The organism is Microcella alkaliphila (genome assembly GCF_004216855.1).
GTDB lineage: Bacteria > Actinomycetota > Actinomycetes > Actinomycetales > Microbacteriaceae > Microcella > Microcella alkaliphila.
The window spans coordinates 397,247-413,888 of the sequence record NZ_SGXT01000011.1; the positions used below are offsets into that span (position 1 = coordinate 397,247).

The 16,642-nt window shown below is 68.9% G+C and carries 16 protein-coding genes; 2 read left to right on the forward strand and 14 right to left on the reverse strand.

Translation table 11 applies throughout. From position 1 onward, the window contains the following. Positions 1 to 11: 11 nt before the first annotated feature. Both EV140_RS02530 and EV140_RS02535 read right to left on the reverse strand, forming a co-directional pair. On the reverse strand, positions 12 to 365 hold the full coding sequence (locus EV140_RS02530; RefSeq protein ID WP_130280710.1) for a HesB/IscA family protein: 354 nt from the start codon (positions 363 to 365) through the stop codon (positions 12 to 14). A gap of 32 nt (positions 366 to 397) precedes the next feature. Further along, entirely contained in the window at positions 398 to 1,825 is a 1,428-nt protein-coding gene (locus EV140_RS02535) for a dipeptidase (protein ID WP_130280712.1), read from the reverse strand. 45 nt (positions 1,826 to 1,870) lie between these two features. On the opposite strand from EV140_RS02535, the gene EV140_RS02540 reads away from it, so the two are divergent. Next, positions 1,871 to 2,476, forward strand: coding sequence for a DUF3043 domain-containing protein (locus EV140_RS02540; protein ID WP_241971254.1), 606 nt, complete (start codon positions 1,871 to 1,873; stop codon positions 2,474 to 2,476). Here EV140_RS02540 and EV140_RS02545 read toward each other — a convergent pair. The 3 genes from EV140_RS02545 to hisD are packed head-to-tail and all read right to left on the reverse strand — an operon-like array spanning position 2,473 to position 5,326. Beyond that, positions 2,473 to 3,519: a quinone-dependent dihydroorotate dehydrogenase gene (locus EV140_RS02545; protein WP_130280714.1), complete on the reverse strand. Its 1,047-nt coding sequence runs from the start codon at positions 3,517 to 3,519 to the stop codon at positions 2,473 to 2,475. The genes EV140_RS02540 and EV140_RS02545 overlap by 4 nt on opposite strands. Further along, positions 3,519 to 3,989 carry a transcriptional regulator NrdR gene (gene nrdR, locus EV140_RS02550; RefSeq protein ID WP_130280716.1) on the reverse strand — a complete coding sequence of 157 codons (471 nt, stop codon included), beginning with the start codon at positions 3,987 to 3,989 and terminating at the stop codon, positions 3,519 to 3,521. The genes EV140_RS02545 and nrdR overlap by 1 nt, the downstream gene beginning before the upstream one ends. Positions 3,990 to 4,000: 11 nt before the next feature. Next, complete coding sequence (gene hisD / locus EV140_RS02555) at positions 4,001 to 5,326, reverse strand: histidinol dehydrogenase (protein WP_130280718.1); 1,326 nt, start codon at positions 5,324 to 5,326, stop codon at positions 4,001 to 4,003. A gap of 66 nt (positions 5,327 to 5,392) precedes the next feature. Between hisD and EV140_RS02560 the strand changes: the two genes are divergently transcribed. Next, on the forward strand, positions 5,393 to 5,902 hold the full coding sequence (locus EV140_RS02560; protein WP_241971255.1) for a flavin reductase family protein: 510 nt from the start codon (positions 5,393 to 5,395) through the stop codon (positions 5,900 to 5,902). On the opposite strand, the gene dnaE is transcribed toward EV140_RS02560, so the two are convergent. The 9 genes from dnaE to murC all read right to left on the reverse strand — a co-directional run bounded on the left by dnaE (position 5,899) and on the right by murC (position 16,639). Beyond that, a complete protein-coding gene (gene dnaE / locus EV140_RS02565; RefSeq protein WP_241971273.1) occupies positions 5,899 to 9,360 on the reverse strand; it encodes a DNA polymerase III subunit alpha in 3,462 nt (1,153 codons plus the stop codon). The genes EV140_RS02560 and dnaE overlap by 4 nt on opposite strands. Before the next feature lie 126 nt (positions 9,361 to 9,486). Next, on the reverse strand, positions 9,487 to 10,392 hold the full coding sequence (locus tag EV140_RS02570) for an RluA family pseudouridine synthase (RefSeq protein ID WP_130281059.1): 906 nt from the start codon (positions 10,390 to 10,392) through the stop codon (positions 9,487 to 9,489). 52 nt (positions 10,393 to 10,444) lie between these two features. Beyond that, positions 10,445 to 11,344, reverse strand: coding sequence for a DivIVA domain-containing protein (locus tag EV140_RS02575; protein WP_130280724.1), 900 nt, complete (start codon positions 11,342 to 11,344; stop codon positions 10,445 to 10,447). A gap of 125 nt (positions 11,345 to 11,469) precedes the next feature. Then, positions 11,470 to 11,763: a YggT family protein gene (locus tag EV140_RS02580; protein WP_096421277.1), complete on the reverse strand. Its 294-nt coding sequence runs from the start codon at positions 11,761 to 11,763 to the stop codon at positions 11,470 to 11,472. A 35-nt stretch (positions 11,764 to 11,798) separates the two neighbouring features. Continuing rightward, positions 11,799 to 12,281: a cell division protein SepF gene (locus EV140_RS02585; protein ID WP_096421276.1), complete on the reverse strand. Its 483-nt coding sequence runs from the start codon at positions 12,279 to 12,281 to the stop codon at positions 11,799 to 11,801. Between the two features lie 33 nt (positions 12,282 to 12,314). Then, a complete protein-coding gene (locus EV140_RS02590) occupies positions 12,315 to 12,995 on the reverse strand; it encodes a YggS family pyridoxal phosphate-dependent enzyme (protein ID WP_241971256.1) in 681 nt (226 codons plus the stop codon). Positions 12,996 to 13,000: 5 nt separating this feature from the next. Further along, positions 13,001 to 14,152: a cell division protein FtsZ gene (gene ftsZ, locus EV140_RS02595; RefSeq protein WP_130280726.1), complete on the reverse strand. Its 1,152-nt coding sequence runs from the start codon at positions 14,150 to 14,152 to the stop codon at positions 13,001 to 13,003. 118 nt (positions 14,153 to 14,270) lie between these two features. Then, the gene (locus EV140_RS02600) at positions 14,271 to 15,140 is read right to left on the reverse strand and encodes an FtsQ-type POTRA domain-containing protein (protein ID WP_130280728.1); all 870 of its coding nucleotides are present in this window, start codon (positions 15,138 to 15,140) and stop codon (positions 14,271 to 14,273) included. 74 nt (positions 15,141 to 15,214) lie between these two features. Further along, positions 15,215 to 16,639: a UDP-N-acetylmuramate--L-alanine ligase gene (murC, locus tag EV140_RS02605; protein WP_130280730.1), complete on the reverse strand. Its 1,425-nt coding sequence runs from the start codon at positions 16,637 to 16,639 to the stop codon at positions 15,215 to 15,217. Positions 16,640 to 16,642: the final 3 nt, after the last annotated feature.

Below are 16,642 nucleotides of genomic sequence, written 5' to 3' on the forward strand. Positions count from 1 at the left end.
CCGCGTCGGCGTCAGTGGAAGCTGTCGCCGCACGCGCAGGAGCCCTGCGCGTTGGGGTTGTCGATCGTGAAGCCCTGCTTCTGGATCGTGTCTTCGAAGTCGATCGATGCGCCTTCGAGGTACGGCACGCTCATCTTGTCGACGACGACTTCAACGCCGCCGAACTCGCGCGTCGCATCGCCGTCCAGCAGTCGTTCGTCGAAGTACAGCTGGTAGATCAGCCCCGAGCATCCCCCGGGCTGAACGGCCAGGCGCAGCCGCAGGTCGTCACGGCCCTCCTGGTGAAGCAGCGATGCCACCTTTTCGGCGGCCGCGTCGGTGAGCGTGACGCCGTGGGCGGGAGCCGTAGTCGCGGTGTCGGTCATGGTGTTCCTCCGAAGCTGTGGGGACTGCACACTCAGTGTACGTCGGTCGCCGGGGCACGCTCGGACAGCCGCGCGAGGAGCACGGCCTCCGTGAGGATGGCGCGGCGCAGCACGCCCAGGTGCAGCGACTCGTTCGGGCTGTGCGCGCGCGACTCGGGGTCTTCCACACCGGTCACCAGCACGTGTGCGTCGGGGAACACCTCGGCAAGGTCGGCGATGAACGGGATCGAGCCGCCGACGCCGGTCAACTGCGGCTCGGCACCCCAGGCATCACGCATGGCCTGCAGCGCCTCATCCGCGCCCCAGCCACTTGTGTCAACGAGGAACGGGTTGCCGAGATCAACCTGGCCGAACTCGAGGTGCGCCCCAAACGGCGCGTGAGCGAGGAGGTGATCGCGGATCGCCTCGAAAGCCTCGGCCGCGCTCTGACCGGGCGCCACCCGCGCACTGATCTTCACGGAGACGCTCGGCTGCAGCGTGTTGGACGCGTTCTGCACGCTCGGGGCGTCAATTCCGGTGACCGTGATCGCCGGCTGCGCCCAGACGCGGTGCAGCAGTGCGCCGCGGCCAATCGGAGAGACCCCCTCGAGCAGGCCCGCCTCGTGGCGGAAGCGCTCGAGGTCGTCGGCAGGCACCTCCTGCTCATGGCTCGTCAGGCCAGCAACGGCGACCGACCCATCCTCGTCGTGGAGGGTGGCAAGCAGGCGTACGGCAGCGAGCATGGCGTCCGGCGCCGCTCCCCCGAGCATCCCGGAATGCGACGCGTGCGCGAGTGTCGAGATGGTGAGCGTGAAAGCGGCATTGCCGCGCAGCCCGATCGTGAGCGAGGGGATCTCGGTCGTCCAGTTGTCGCTGTCGGCGACAACGATCACGTCAGCGGCGAGCGTCTCGCGGTGGGCGTCCAGGAGGGCGCGGAAGGACCGCGAACCGAACTCCTCCTCCCCCTCGATGAAGACGACGATGCCGACGTCGGGATCGCCGACCGTGTCGATCAGGGCGCGAATCGCGGCAACATGGGCGATCACGCCGGCCTTGTCGTCGGCGGCGCCGCGCCCGTACAGGCGGTCACCGCGCACGGTCGGCTCGAACGGCGGCGACTGCCACAGGGCGTCATCGCCCGGGGGCTGCACGTCGTGGTGGGCGTACAGCAGCACCGTCGGCCGGCCGTTCTTCGGCTCGCGCCGGGCGAGCACCGCGGGCTGCCCGGTGTGGTCGGTGCCGGGAATCGGAGCGCTGACGATGTCGACGCGGTCGAACACGCCGAGCCCCCGGAGCAGCTGGGCGACGGCCTCGGCGGAGGCGGCAACGTGGGCCGGATCAAAACCGTCCCATGACACCGAGGGGATGCGCACGAGCTCCGATAGCTCGGCGATCGTCTGCGGCATCCGGTCGCGCACGGCATCGGCGAGTGCGGCGAGGGTCGTGGGGGCGGTCGGGGCGGGCCGGTCGTCACGGGTCATGCCGGTACCCTAGTGGTCTTGGATTCAACGGAAGGACGAGCCGCCGTGGCCCGCAGGAACGACGCCAGCAGCATCCCGAGCGCCGCCGAGCAGGCGTCCGCTGACGCCCGTGCCGAGGCGGAGGCAGCATCGACCGGCAAGAAGGGTCGCCCGACTCCGACGCGGAAGGAGCGCGAGGCGGCACGCAAGCGCCCGCTCGTTCCTGACGACCGCAAGCGCGCTCGCGTCGAGAACCGTCAGCGCATGGCCGAGGCGCGCGAGCGTGCCCGCGAGGGGCTCGCCCGCGGCGAGGAGCGCTACCTTCCCCAGCGCGACCGCGGTCCGCAGCGGCGCTATGTGCGCGACTACGTGGACGCGCGCACGAGCTTCGGCGAGTTCATGATCCCGGTGATGTTCCTCGTGATCATCGCCACGTTCCTGCCGAGCGTTGACGCGCAGTTCATCGCGATCATTTCGCTGTGGGGCTTCTTCCTCGTCGCGATCATCGACAGCATCCTGCTCGGCTATCTCGTCAAGCGCCGCCTGCGCAAGAAGTTCGGGGAGGACAAGGTCGAGAAGGGCGTCGGCTGGTACGCCGGCATGCGCGCGCTGCAGCTGCGCGTGCTGCGGCTGCCGAAGCCGCAGGTCAAGCGCGGCGAGTACCCGGTCTAGCTGGTCGGGCGGGCGGATGCGCGGGCAAGACCGCGCAGGATCTGGCGCGCCCAGCCCGGCCCCCGGTACAGGAAGCCTGTGTATCCCTGAATGAGCGTGGCGCCCGCCTCGAGCCGCTCGCGCGCGTCGTCGGCGGTCTCGATGCCACCGACCGAGATGACGCAGTAGTCGGCGGGCACGGCCGCACGAATGACGCGCAGCACCTCAAGTGAGCGCGCGCGCACCGGGGCGCCGCTGAGACCGCCCGCACCGGCCGCTTCCACACGCTGCGGGTCGCTGACGAGACCGTCACGGCGAATCGTGGTGTTGGTCGCAATGATGCCGGCGAGACCCTTCGCGACGGCGAGCCGCGCGACGCCCTCGACGGCTTCATCGTCGAGATCGGGGGCGATCTTCACGAGAACGGGAGTGGTTCCCGCCTCCTCGAGCACGGCATCCATCAGCGGGCCGAGCAGTCCGTCCTCTTGGAGGCCGCGAAGCCCCGGAGTATTCGGCGACGACACGTTCACCGCCAGGTAGTCGGCGACCGGCGCCATGAGCCGCGCGCTCTGCCGGTAATCATCGATCGCGTCGGCGACCTCGACGACACGGGATTTGCCGATGTTGGCACCGATGATGGGACGCTCGCGGCGCGCTCGCTCACGCGCGACACGGCCAGCGGCCGCCGCCGCTCCCCTGTTGTTGAATCCCATCCGGTTGATCACCGCGCGGTCGGCGATTAGGCGGAACAGTCGCGGCTTCGGGTTTCCGTCCTGCGGGATCGCCGTCACGGTCCCCACCTCGACGTGGCCAAAGCCCAGCGCCCAGAGTCCGCGAATCAGCTCGGCGTCTTTGTCGAAGCCGGCCGCCATTCCCCACGGCGATTCGACGTGCAGGCCCAGCGTGTCAACGGCGAGGGATGCCGGCGGACGGGTTGCGACGCGCACCAGGCGGGTCAGGCCAAGGCGCGGGATGGCGCGGATGACGCTCGCGGCCAGGTGGTGGGCGCGCTCCGGGTCCATGCGACTGAGGACGGAGCGGAAGAGAACGTCGTACGCGCCCATCAGTCGACGTTCGTCGCTCGATCGGCGTCTTCGCTGCGCAATTGGGCGATCGCCGCCTCGAAGTCGTCGAGGTTGTCGAACGCCTGGTACACGCTTGCAAAGCGCAAGTAGGCGACCTCGTCGAGCTGACGCAACTCCGGCAGGATCGCCAGGCCGATGTCGTTGGCGTCGAGCTGGGAGGCACCGGTCGCGCGGAGGTTCTCCTCGACGCGCTGAGCAAGCTGGGCGAGGTCGCCGTCGGTGACCGGGCGACCCTGGCACGCCTTGCGCACCCCCGCGACGATCTTGTCGCGGGAAAAGGGCTCGGCGACACCCGAGCGCTTGACGACCGACAGCGACGCAGTCTCGGTGGTGGAGAAGCGGCGACCGCACTCGGGGCACTGCCGGCGGCGGCGAATCGCGAGCCCGTCGTCACTTGTGCGGGAGTCGACGACGCGGCTGTCGGAGTACCGGCAGAAGGGGCAGTGCATGGTGTGTGAGCCTAGTCGAGCGTGGCGTCGGGCCCCGAGAAGCGCGCGGTGATCGCGGCACCGTGCGCGGGCAGCTCTTCGGCGTGGGCGAGCGACACGACGTCGTCAGCGACGGCGCGCAGGGCACCGCGGGTGTACTCGACCACCTGCTGGGCGCGCAGGAACGTGTAGGCGCCGAGTCCCGCCGAGAACCGCGCCTGGCCGCCGGTCGGCAACACGTGGTTCGACCCCGCGGCGTAATCACCCAGGCTTACGGGTGTGTGAGCGCCGACGAAGATGGCACCCGCGTGGCTGAGCGCGGGGAGCAGTGCGTGCGGATCGGCGACGTGCAGCTCGAGGTGTTCGGGCGCGTAGGCGTCAGAAAATCGGCATGCGACGGCCAGGTCGTCGACGATGACGATCGCCGACTGCTGGCCCCGCAGTGCCGTCGTGACCCGGGCAGCGTGCGGGGTCGCGTCCGCGGCGGCGGGCAGGGCGGCCGCGACCGCGTCGGCGAGCGATGAGCTCGTCGTCACGAGCACGGCGCTCGCCAGCTCATCGTGTTCGGCCTGACTGAGCAGGTCAGCCACGACGAGGTCGGCCCGCGCCGTCTCGTCGGCGATAATCAGGATCTCGGTGGGGCCGGCCTCCGAGTCGATGCCGACGACGCCGGTGACCGCGCGCTTGGCGGTCGCCACGAAGAGGTTGCCGGGGCCGGTGATGACCTGAACCGGCTCGAGGCCGAAACCGGGAACGCCGTAGGCGAGTGCGCCGATTGCGCCAGCGCCGCCCATCGCGTACACCTCGTCGATGCCGAGCAGCGACGCGGCCGCGAGGATCGTGGGATGCACTGAGCCGCCGAACGCTTCCTGCGGCGGGGAGGCGAGGGCGATCGACGCGACGCCCGCGCCCTGCGCGGCCAGGACGTTCATCACGACGCTCGACGGGTAGACCGCCTTGCCGCCGGGCACATACAGCCCAACGCGGTCGACGGGGCGCCAGCGTTGAACGATCGTTGCCCCGGGGGCGATCTCGGTGCGTACCTCCGGCGGAACCTGCGCCGCCGTGCCGCGCCGAACGCGCTCGATCGCAGTGAGCAGCGCCGAGCGGACGGCGGGGTCGAGGTCCCGCTCGGCGCGCGCGATGTCGTCGGCCGACACTCGGATGCTCGTGGGACGGACCCGATCGAAGCGCTCGGCCTGCTCGAGCAGCGCGTCCGCACCGCGCTGACGGACGTCGGCGATGATCGCCTCCACCGCGTCGACGGCGGAGGCAACGCTCGACGCGGACCGCGGAACGAGGGTCAGCAGCTCGGCGTCCGTGAGGCGACGACCGCGCAGGTCAATGGTTTGGATCATGGCTCCCCCATCGTACTGAGCGGCCACCTCGGGAATACCCGGGCGGCAATACGGTTGACTGACAACGTGGCCACTCCCCAAGCTCCCGATGCATCCGGCTTCGACGCGTTCGCGCAGGCGTTTCGACGCCACGCGGCGGGGGTGGCGATCATCACTGCCGTGACCCCGGAGGGTCGCCCGGTCGGATTCACCGCCACGTCTCTCGCCTCCCTCGCCGCGAACCCGCCGCTCGCAACCTTCAACATGGCGCGCACGGCGAGCAGTTGGCCCGCGATTGAGCAGACGGAGCACGTCGCGATTCACATCCTCGGGGAGCGGCAGTTCGGTGTGGCGCAGATCCTGGCCGGGGACAACGCGAAGCGGTTCGACGGCGACCACTGGGAGCCAGGGCCGCACGGGTTGCCGATTATTCGCGACGTGCCCGCGTGGATGGTCGGAGGGATCGTCGCCCGCACGCCCGTTGCCGACAACGCCATGATTGCCGTGCAGATCACCGAGGGCGCACTCGGAGCCCCCGACGAGCCGCTGACCTACCACGAGCGCGCGTACCGCGCCCTCGGCGCTCCGCTGCGTTAGGCGAGCGCGCGCGGGCCGAGCAGGCTCTTCACCTCGCCGAAGAACCCCGCCGTCGTGTCGATGCGGTGGGGCAGCTCGAAGACGCGCGCGGTGTCGTCGCGCACGAGACGCAGTCGCACCTCGGTGGAGCCGCGGTGCCGATTCAGCACGGCGTCCAGCTCCGCGACGACGTCGACGGTCGCGCGCTGTTCGCGCACCGACAGCACGATCGGACCGGAATCGGTGCTCACCCCGAAGTCGGGCGTGCGCAGCATGTTGGCCTGCAGCGTGATGCCGTCGTCGCGGTGGTTGACGCGACCCGTGACCACCACGATGGTGTCGGCGACGAGCCCCTGAGCGAACTCTTGGTACGACTTGCCGAGGAACATGACGGTGAGTTCCCCGCCGAAGTCTTCGAGCGTGATCATTCCGTAGGGGTTGCCCGACTGCCGGGCGACGCGGTGCTGGACGCTGGTGATGAGCCCCGCGACGGTGACCTTCTCGCCGTCGTCGGGAGGGTTGTCGTTGAGCTCCGCGATGCCGACACCGGCGTGCTTGGCCAGCGCGCTCTCGAGTCCCGCGAGGGGATGGTCGGAGACATACAGGCCGAGCATCTCGCGCTCGAAGGCCAGCTTGTCTTTCTTCGCCCACTCCGGCCGTGCCGGGACGGTGGCGGCCGTCGCCTCCCCCTCGTCGAACAGGCTGTCGAAGTCGAAGCCGATGTCGCCCTTGTCTTCAGCTCGTTTGTCTTTCACCGCGGATTCGACGGCGCCCTCGTGGATCTCCATGAGCGCGCGGCGAGTGTCGCCGAGGGAGTCAAATGCTCCGGACTTGATGAGCGACTCGATCGCGCGCTTGTTCGCAACCGGCGTCGGCACCTTCTTCAGAAAGTCGTGGAAGCCGGTGAAGCGGCCCTTCTCGTCGCGAGCCTGACGGATGCCCTCGACGACGTTGTGGCCGACGTTGCGCACGGCGCCGAGCCCGAAGCGGATGTCGTCGCCGACGGCGGCGAAGTACTCGATGGACTCGTTGACGTCGGGCGGCAGAACGGTGATGCCCATGCGGCGGCACTCGTTCAGGTACACCGCCATCTTGTCTTTCGAGTCGCCGACGCTCGTCAGCAGAGCAGCCATGTACTCGGCCGGGTAGTGCGCCTTCAGGTAGGCGGTCCAGTAGGACACGACACCGTAGGCGGCCGAGTGCGCCTTGTTAAACGCGTAGTCCGAGAAGGGCAGGAGGATGTCCCACAACGTCTTCGTCGCCTCGGGCGAGTAGCCGTTCGCGGCCATGCCCGCCTGGAAGCCCTCGTACTGCTTGTCGAGCTCCGACTTCTTCTTCTTACCCATGGCGCGGCGCAGCAGGTCGGCTTGGGCGAGTGTGTAGCCGGCGAGCTTCTGGGCGATCGCCATGACCTGCTCTTGGTAGACGATGAGGCCGTAGGTCGTGCCGAGCACCTCTTCGAGCGGCTCGGCCAGCTCGGGATGGATCGGCGTGATCGGCTGACGACCGTTCTTGCGGAGGGCGTAGTTGGTGTGGCTGTCGGCGCCCATCGGCCCCGGACGGTACAGCGCGAGTACGGCGGAGATGTCTTCGAAGTTGTCAGGTTTCATCATGCGCAACAGCGAGCGCATGGGGCCGCCGTCAAGCTGGAAGACCCCGAGGGTGTCGCCCCGGGCCAGCAGCTCGTAGGCGGCGGGGTCATCCAGCGTCAGGTCTTCGAGCACCAGCTCGGTGCCCCGGTTCGCGCGGATATTGTCGAGCGCGTCATCGATGATGGTGAGGTTGCGCAGCCCCAGGAAGTCCATCTTGATCAGGCCGAGCGACTCACACGCGGGGTAGTCGAACTGCGTGACGATCTGGCCGTCCTGCTCGCGCTTCATGATCGGGATGATGTCGATGAGCGGCTCGCTCGACATGATGACGCCGGCCGCGTGAACGCCCCACTGGCGCTTCAGATTCTCGAGGCCGAGCGCCGTGTCGAAGACGCGCCGAGCATCCGGATCGGTGTCGATCACGGCGCGGAAGTCGTTCGCCTCCTTGTAGCGCGGGTGGTCCTTGTCGTACATGCCCGACAGGGGCATGTCTTTGCCCATGACAGACGGCGGCATCGCCTTCGTGAGCTTCTCCCCCATGCCGAAGGGGAAGCCGAGGACGCGAGAGGAATCCTTCAGCGCCTGCTTGGCCTTGATCGTGCCGTACGTGACGATCTGGGCGACACGCTCGTCGCCGTACTTGTCGGTGACGTAGCGGATCACCTCGCCGCGGCGACGGTCGTCGAAGTCGACGTCGAAGTCGGGCATCGAGACGCGGTCGGGATTCAGGAAGCGCTCGAAGATCAGACCGTGCTCGAGCGGGTCGAGATCGGTGATGCGCATGGCGTAGGCGGCCATCGAGCCGGCACCCGAACCACGGCCAGGGCCGACGCGGATGCCGTTGTCTTTCGACCAGTTGATGAAGTCGGCGACGACGAGGAAGTACCCCGAGAAGCCCATCTGGGTAATGACGCCGATCTCGTACTCAGCCTGCGCCTTCACCCGATCGCTGATGCCGTTCGGGTACCGGCGTTCCAGCCCGGCCCAGACCTCCTTGATGAACCAGCTGTCTTCCGTCTGGCCCTCGGGGACGGGGAAACGCGGCATGTAGTTGGCGTTCGTGTCGAACTGGGTGTCAACGCGCTCGGCGATGAGCAGAGTGTTGTCGCACGCTTCAGGATGATCGCGGAACAGCTCGCGCATCTCGCGGGCCGACTTGAGGTAGAACTCGTCGGCGTCAAACTTGAAGCGGTTCGGGTCGTCGAGCGTCGAGCCCGACTGCACGCACAGGAGCGCCGCGTGCGAGCTGGCGTCGCCGGGGTGCGTGTAGTGCAGGTCGTTCGTGGCAACGAGCGGCAGGTCAAGCTCTTTCGCGAGGCGAATCAGGTCGCTCATGATGCGGCGCTCGATGCCGAGGCCGTGGTCCATGATCTCGGCGAAATAGTTCTCTTTGCCGAAAATGTCGCGGAACTCGGCCGCTGCCTCGACCGCCTTGTCGTACTGGCCGAGCCGCAGGCGCGTCTGCACCTCGCCGCTCGGGCATCCGGTCGTCGCGATCACGCCCTCGCTGTAGCGGCTGAGCAGCTCGCGGTCCATGCGGGGCTTGAAGTAGTAGCCCTCGATAGAGGCGAGTGACGACATCCGGAAGAGGTTGTGCAGGCCCGTCGTCGACTGCGCAACCATCGTGATGTGCGTGTAGGCACCGGCACCCGACACATCGTCTTCACCGCCGCCGCCCCACTTCACGCGGGTCTTGTCGGTGCGGTGCGTGCCAGGCGTGAGGTAGGCCTCTGTGCCGATGATCGGCTTGATGCCGGCCTCGGTGGCGGTGCGCCAAAAATCGAAGGCGCCGAACATGTTGCCGTGGTCGGTCACCGCGATGGCGGGCATGCCCTGGGCCACCGCCTCGTCGATCAGCGGCCCCACGCGCGCTGCCCCATCGAGCATGGAGTACTCGCTGTGCACATGCAGGTGAACGAACGAGTCAGAACTCACGGAACCTCCGTCAATGGCGTGGGCGGATGACCAGTTTAGGTCGAGCCGCGCGCACCGCCCGGCGTGTCGCGAGGGGTGTCAGGATGCGCGGAGCACGTCGAGCGCGTGCTGCAGGTCGTCGGGGTACACCGACGCGAATTCGACGCGCTCGCCGCTTCCCGGATGGGTGATCGCGAGCCGCATCGCGTGTAGCCACTGACGCGTGAGCCCGAGCTTCGCGCTCAGTGTCGGGTCGGCGCCATACATCGCGTCGCCCACGCAGGGGTGCCGCTGGGCGGCCATGTGCACACGGATCTGGTGCGTGCGCCCCGTCTCGAGGTGCACCTCGAGGAGCGTTGCGGCCGGGAACGCTTCGAGCGTGTCGTAGTGGGTGACTGAGGGCTTGCCACCCGCGACGACGGCGAACTTCCACGCCGAGCCGGGATGCCGGCCGATTGGGGCATCGATGGTGCCGGAGAACGGGTCGGGGTGCCCCTGCACGACCGCGTGGTAGATCTTTCCGACCTCCCGGTCGTGGAACTGGCGTTTCAGCTCACGGTAGGCGTTCTCGGACTTCGCGACGACCATGAGCCCGCTCGTGCCGGCATCCAACCGGTGCACGATCCCCGCGCGCTCGGTCGGCCCCGACGTGGCGATGCGGAATCCTGCCCCCGCGAGCGCACCCAGCACCGTGGGGCCATCCCACCCGACGCTCGGGTGAGCAGCGACCCCGACCGGCTTGTCGATAACGACGAGTTCGTCATCATCGTGCACGATGCGCAGGTTCTCGACGGTGACCGGCTGGATGCTCGGCTCTTCTTTCGGCTGCCAGGTGACCTCGAGCCACTGGCCGGCCGACACCCGGTCGGCCTTGCCGACGGTGCGACCATCGAGGCTCACCCCTGACGCGTCGGCGATCTCAGCGGCCAGCGTGCGGGAGAAACCCAGCAGCTTGGAGAGGGCGACGTCGACACGCTCGCCGGAACGGCCGTCGGGGACGGGCATCGACCGTGACTCGGTCACGATGACGCCCGTCCCCGACGGGATGCTGCGGTGCTCAGTTGCCGTAGCCCGGGTACTGCGGGTTCTGCTGACCCGGGTACACGGGAGCCGATCCGGGCGCGGAGCCGGGCGCGGAGCCGGGCTGGCCGAACGCCGGGGCGGAGCCGGGCTGGCCGTAGGCGGGTGCCGAACCCGGAGCGGAGCCGTACGGCTGCTCGGCGGGCTGCTGGCCCCACGCGGGCTGATCGTCGTGGCCCGCGGGCTGCTGCTCGACCGACCCGGACGGCGTGCTGCCGCCCTGGGGCTGCGCCGAGCCGTCGAGGTCGGCCAACTGCGACTCGATGTACGAGCGCAGCTGCTGACGGTATTCACGCTCAAACGTGCGCAGCTGCTCGACCTGCTGCTCGAGGGTGGCCTTCTCGGCGGCGAGCGATTCAACGACGGCGCGCTGCTGACCCTCGGCCTCGCTGACGAGGCGCTCGGCCTCGGCGCGGCTCTCGGAGAGAACGCGATCGGCTTCCGCCTGGCCCTCGGCGATCAGCTCGTCGCGCTTCGCCATGCCCTCGCGCACGTGCTCCTCGTGCAGACGGCGGGCAAGCTGCAGCAGGTTGGCCGTGTTGGTCGATTCGATGTCGGCCTGGCTCTGCGTCTCTTCTGCGGCGGGTGCTGCGGCCACGGGCGCGGCGAGCGTCTCGGGCGCGGCCGGCGCCGATGCGACGGCGGGAGCCGGGGCGGAAGCCGGCGCGGGAGCGGAGGCGGCGCTGCGCTGCGCCTCGGCGATGCGGGCGTCGGCCGCGACGAGTCGCTGGCGAAGCTCTTCGTTCTCTTGGTTCAGGCGACGCAGCTCGACCACGATCTCGTCGAGGAAGTCGTCGACCTCGTCCTGGTCGTAGCCTTCCCGGAACTTCGTGGACTGGAAACGCTTGTTGACGACGTCTTCGGGCGTCAGGGCCATGATCGTCACCTCGAACTTTCTGGAGCAATTGAATAACGGTGGGGTAACGCTAGCAACAGAGCGTCACACCCGTCACATCTGCGACATTCAGCGTACATCCGGCTGGGCGCCCGGTGAACAGTTTGTCAGGGGCGTACGAGATTCATCAGAATCCAGACGACGAACAAGACGATCATGAACGCCAAATCCAGCTGGATACTGCCGAGCCGCAGCGGCGGAACAACCTTGCGTACCGTGCGAATCGGCGGGTCGGTGATCGTGTAGCTGAGTTCAGCGACGACCACCATGGGACCGCGCGGGCGCCATCCGCGATTCAACACCTGCACCCAGTCGATGATGAACCGCGCCCACAGCGCGATGAAGACGATCAGGAGCGCGAAGTAGAGAACGCTGAGAACGATCGTGACAAGCAGTTGCACGTCTCTAGTGTCTCAGGTGTCGCTGAGAAGCGGTGTCAGTCGCGGGCGACGAATGACGCGTCGACGTCGCTGTCAGGCTCGGCCGACTCGCCGCTGACCGCCACGTGCGCGGGCGACAGCAGGAACACTTTCGCCGTGACGCGCTCGATCTTCCCGTACAGGCCCTGCGAGAGTCCGCTCGCGAAGTCGACCAGTCGACGCGCCTCCGACTCGGTCATCTGCGTCAGGTTGATGATGACGGGGATGCCCTCGCGGAAGCTCTCGGCAATGACCGCGGCGTCTTTGTAGTGACGGGGGTGGACGGTGAGGATTTCGTTCATGTCGGGGGTTGCCGCGGCGGGACGCGACGAGGCGGCACGGCGCAGCGGGGTCACGGGCGCCTTTTGGGGCGCGCTGGCGGTCGGAGCGGCGGCGGGCGAGGCGGGCGCCGGCGCCGGGGTCATCGGGGCGTCCTCGTAGCGCGCCTCTTCGTCGGCGAGGCCGAGGTACACCATGGTCTTGCGCAGCGGGTTGCTCATGACTGATCCTTCGTCGTCCGTGTGTTCACGAGGTTAGGGGGCGAGCGGCCGTTTGCCGGTGATTGCGGTGCCGATGCGAAGGTGTGTCGCGCCCTCGGCGATCGCGTCCGGGAAGTCGCCGGACATCCCTGCAGAAATCGCTCGGGCATCCGGAGCGATGCGGCGCACCCGCTCGGACAGCAGCCGCAACCGCGCGAACGCCGCGCGCGGAACCTCATCGATCGGGGCGACGGCCATAACGCCTGCGAGTCGCAGCGTCGGGCGCTCGAGCACGCTCTCGGTCAGCGCTTCCAGCGCGTCGGGCGCCACACCGCCACGGGCGGGATCGTCGGTGAGGTTCACCTCGAGGAACACCTCGCACGGCGTGTCAGCCTTCGCCAACGCGGAGACCAGCGACGAGCGGTCGACCGAGTGAATGATGCGGGAGTACCCGAGCACGGCGCGCGCCTTGTTCGACTGCAGCTGCCCGACGAAATGCCACGTCAGAGGTTCGTCGGCGAGCTCCGCGGCCTTCGGGGCCGCGTCCTGGTGCCGGTTCTCGCCGACGTGATGGATGCCGAGGCGAACGAACTGACGAATAAGCGACGCGGGGTGGAACTTGGTGACTGCGATCACCGTGACCTCATCGGGGCGACGGTCCGCATCGCGACACGCATCGGCGACGCGACCCAACACGTTCTCGACGCGCTGCGCCAGCTCCCCCGGCGTGTCCACGGCGACTAACGCAGGAATTCGGGCACGTCGAGATCGTCGTCGACCTCGACGGCGGCCGCGTCGAGCGGATCGATCGGGGCCGTGGCGCCGAGCGCATCGCCCGTGGTCCACGTCTCGCCGGTCTCATCCATTCCGGCCTGCGGGGCCTCCGACTCACTCCCCTCGGCCGCCAGGAAGCTGGAGCGCCGATCGGTGCGGATCGCCTGGGGCTCACCGCCGTCGAACCCGGCGGCGATGACGGTCACGCGCACCTCGTCGCCGAGCGTGTCGTCGATCACGGCGCCGAAAATGATGTTGGCCTCGGGATGCACGGCCTCCTGCACGAGGCGGGCCGCGTCGTTGATTTCGAAGATTCCGAGGTTCGACCCACCTTGGATCGACAGCAGCACGCCGTGCGCTCCGTCGATGCTCGCCTCGAGGAGCGGGCTCGCGACGGCGAGTTCGGCGGCTTTGATCGCCCGGTCGGCTCCCCTGCTCGACCCGATGCCCATGAGGGCGCTCCCCGCGCCCTGCATGACGCTCTTGACGTCGGCGAAGTCGAGGTTGATGAGGCCAGGAGTCGTGATGAGGTCGGTGATGCCCTGCACACCGGCGAGCAACACCTGGTCGGCGGTCGCGAAGGCCTCGAGCATGCTGATGCCGCGGTCGCTGATCTCGAGCAGCCGGTCGTTCGGCACGACGATCAGGGTGTCGACCTCGTTCTTCAGCGAGCCGACACCGTCTTCGGCCTGCGCCTGCCGGCGCTTTCCCTCGAAGGAGAACGGCTTTGTCACGACACCGATCGTGAGGGCGCCGATCGACTTGGCGATGCGGGCCACGACGGGTGCGCCACCGGTTCCGGTGCCGCCGCCCTCACCCGCGGTGACGAAGACCATGTCAGCGCCCGCGAGCGCTTCCTCGATTTCCTCCGCATGGTCTTCGGCGGCCCGGCGCCCGACCTCGGGGTCGGCCCCGGCGCCGAGGCCTCGGGTGAGTTCGCGACCGACGTCGAGTTTGACGTCGGCGTCGCTCATGAGCAGCGCCTGCGCATCCGTGTTGATGGCGATGAATTCGACCCCGCGCAATCCGAGTTCGATCATGCGGTTGACGGCGTTGACGCCGCCGCCGCCGATGCCAACCACCTTGATGACGGCGAGGTAGTTCTGGTTCGTGGTCACGTCGGCCTCCGTTTAACCTTCAACCTCTACCTGAGGTGTAAGGTATCCTCAACTGCTGATCACCACGAACGGTACGACCGTTGCCCCCTCCGGCGGCTCAGGCTGCGCGCGTGTCGTGTCATCCGTTCGCGTCGCGCACGACGAGGCTGTCGGGCGCCGACACGTCATACACCCACCGCGTGCCCTGATCGGTCGCCGCAATAGCGGCATCGAGCACGCGCGCTTTTTGCGCCGAGCGCTCCGCATCGCCCCACATCACCACGTGGCCGCTCCCGCGCAACTCGAACGTCACATCGTCCCGCGTCGTCGCCGTCACCGTCTCGACCCGAGCCGCGACCTCCCGGGGGATGCTGATCAACACGTCAGCAACGGATGCGAACGCCCGCTCCCCCGCCTCCCCGCTCGCCAGCTGGATGAGCGGCAGCCCCTCGGGGACGGCGTCCACCGTCTCGACGACGACCCCGGCCGCATCCACCAGCTCGAGACCGGCCGGCGCCTCGACGGCGCCGATCGGAGCGCGCTCGACGATGCGGACGATGAGGGTGTTGGGCGGCACGATCTCGGTCGAGTACGACCGGATCAGTGCGAACTGCGCCAAGTCGTCCCCGATCGCGGAGTCGGCAACGAAGGCCAACGGCGTGCCGAGATGCTCATCGAGTGCGGCGGTGACCTCGGCGGCATCGAGCCGCTGCGTACCGGTGACGTCGATGGTTGCCAGAGACATGAGCGGGCTGAAGGTGACCGCGATGACTCCGGCGAGCAGGGCGCTGAACGACGTGACGATGCCGATGACCACGGCGCGCCGGCGGCGCGAGTGGCGGGTGAAGCGCCGCACCTCGCCGCGCTCGGCGCGACGCCGGTCGCGGCCGGCCTGCCGTTCCAGAGCGCGAGCCTCGCGGCGGGCTCGGGCAGCGGAGCGCCGAAGCTCGCGCGCGGTGGGCTCCGACGGTTTCGGCGACTGGGGGGCCGCCTTCGGCGTGTCCGCCACCGGCGGAGCGGAACTCGGGCGAGCGGGGGATCGCCCGGGCGGCGGCGGCGGACCAGCGATGCCCTCGGGGCGTTTCACGGCCGTATCCGGCCATCCAGCGCATCCCGCAACTGCGGGATGATGCGGTACACGTCACCGCAACTGAGAGTCATGACGATGTCGCCGGGCTCGGCGATCTCGGCGACGCGGCGGGCGGCGTCGTCCCAGTCGGGGCGGTACGACACGTGCGCGTCGTCGTCGAACGCGTCGGCGACGAGCGCTCCGGTCACACCGGGGATCGGGTCTTCGCGCGCGCCGTACACGTCGAGCACCACCGTATGGTCGGCTCCGGACTCGTAGACGGCGGCGAACTCGCTCGCCATGGCCTGCGTGCGGCTGTACAGGTGGGGCTGGTGCACCGCGATGACCCGCCCGGCGCCCACCACACTGCGTGCGGTCTGCAGAGCCGCGGCGACCTCGGCCGGGTGGTGCGCGTAATCGTCGTAGAGGCGCACGCCGTCCGCCTCACCGTGGCTCTCGAAGCGGCGCTGCGTACCGGCGAACCCATCCAGGGCGGCGACGGCAGCGGCGAGCGGCATATCGAGCACGCTCAGCAGGGCGACCACGCCCGCAGCGTTGACCGCGTTGTGGCGTCCAGGCACCGCGAGGCGACCGGACGCGGACATGCCGCCACGCTCGACCGTGAAGCTGACCGGGCCCTCCGCGCCGATCTCGGTCAGACGCACGTCCGCGTCGGCCGCCCCGCCGAAGGTCACCACCCGCGGGCCGGGGTGTCCGCCGGCACGGTCAGCGTGCATCCGGTCAGCGAGGCGGCGGGTGGCCTCGTCATCGGCGGACAGCACGACCGTTTCCCGCACCCGGGAGGCGAAACGGAAAAAGGCCTCCTCGATACCCTCCGCACTGCCGTAGTGGTCGAGGTGATCGGAATCGATGTTGGTGATGAGCGCGATCGCCGTGTCGTAAAGCAGGAACGAGCCGTCGGACTCGTCGGCCTCGATCACGAACAGCTCGCCCTCGCCCCAGGCCGACGAGGTGCCCGCCGACTGGATGACCGCTCCGTTCACGAAGGACGGATCGTGGCCGAGGTACCGCAGAGCCTCAACGGCCATGCCGGTCGACGTCGACTTGCCGTGCGCGCCCGCGACCGCGACGAGCCGCTCGCCGCGCACCAGCCACGCGAGCGCGTTCGCCCGGTGCAAGACGGGGATACCCCGCTCGAGCGCCGCCTGGTATTCGGGGTTGTCTTGCCACAGTGCCCCGGTGACGACGAGTGCCTCGGCAGCGTCGATGTGGGCAGCGTCGTGCCCGATCGCGACCGGGATCCCCTCGCGACGCAGGGCCTCGACCGTCGGCGACTCGGCGCGGTCGCTGCCGGTCACTCGATGGCCGCGAGCGTGCATCATGCGGGCGATGCCGCTCATGCCGCTGCCGCCGATGCCGACGAAGTGCAGGGACCCGAGTTCGTCGGGCAGAACGAGGTCGAGGTCAGGTGCGATCATCGG

Coding starts and splice junctions, on each gene's coding strand:
- hisD (WP_130280718.1), bottom strand. CDS start 5,326: ATGATCCAAACCATTGACCTGCGCGGTCGTCGCCTCACGGACGCCGAG.
- EV140_RS02535 (WP_130280712.1), bottom strand. CDS start 1,825: ATGACCCGTGACGACCGGCCCGCCCCGACCGCCCCCACGACCCTCGCC.
- nrdR (WP_130280716.1), bottom strand. CDS start 3,989: ATGCACTGCCCCTTCTGCCGGTACTCCGACAGCCGCGTCGTCGACTCC.
- murC (WP_130280730.1), bottom strand. CDS start 16,639: ATGATCGCACCTGACCTCGACCTCGTTCTGCCCGACGAACTCGGGTCC.
- EV140_RS02570 (WP_130281059.1), bottom strand. CDS start 10,392: ATGCCCGTCCCCGACGGCCGTTCCGGCGAGCGTGTCGACGTCGCCCTC.
- EV140_RS02545 (WP_130280714.1), bottom strand. CDS start 3,519: ATGGGCGCGTACGACGTTCTCTTCCGCTCCGTCCTCAGTCGCATGGAC.
- EV140_RS02530 (WP_130280710.1), bottom strand. CDS start 365: ATGACCGACACCGCGACTACGGCTCCCGCCCACGGCGTCACGCTCACC.
- EV140_RS02585 (WP_096421276.1), bottom strand. CDS start 12,281: ATGAGCAACCCGCTGCGCAAGACCATGGTGTACCTCGGCCTCGCCGAC.
- EV140_RS02575 (WP_130280724.1), bottom strand. CDS start 11,344: ATGGCCCTGACGCCCGAAGACGTCGTCAACAAGCGTTTCCAGTCCACG.
- dnaE (WP_241971273.1), bottom strand. CDS start 9,360: ATGCTCGATGGGGCAGCGCGCGTGGGGCCGCTGATCGACGAGGCGGTG.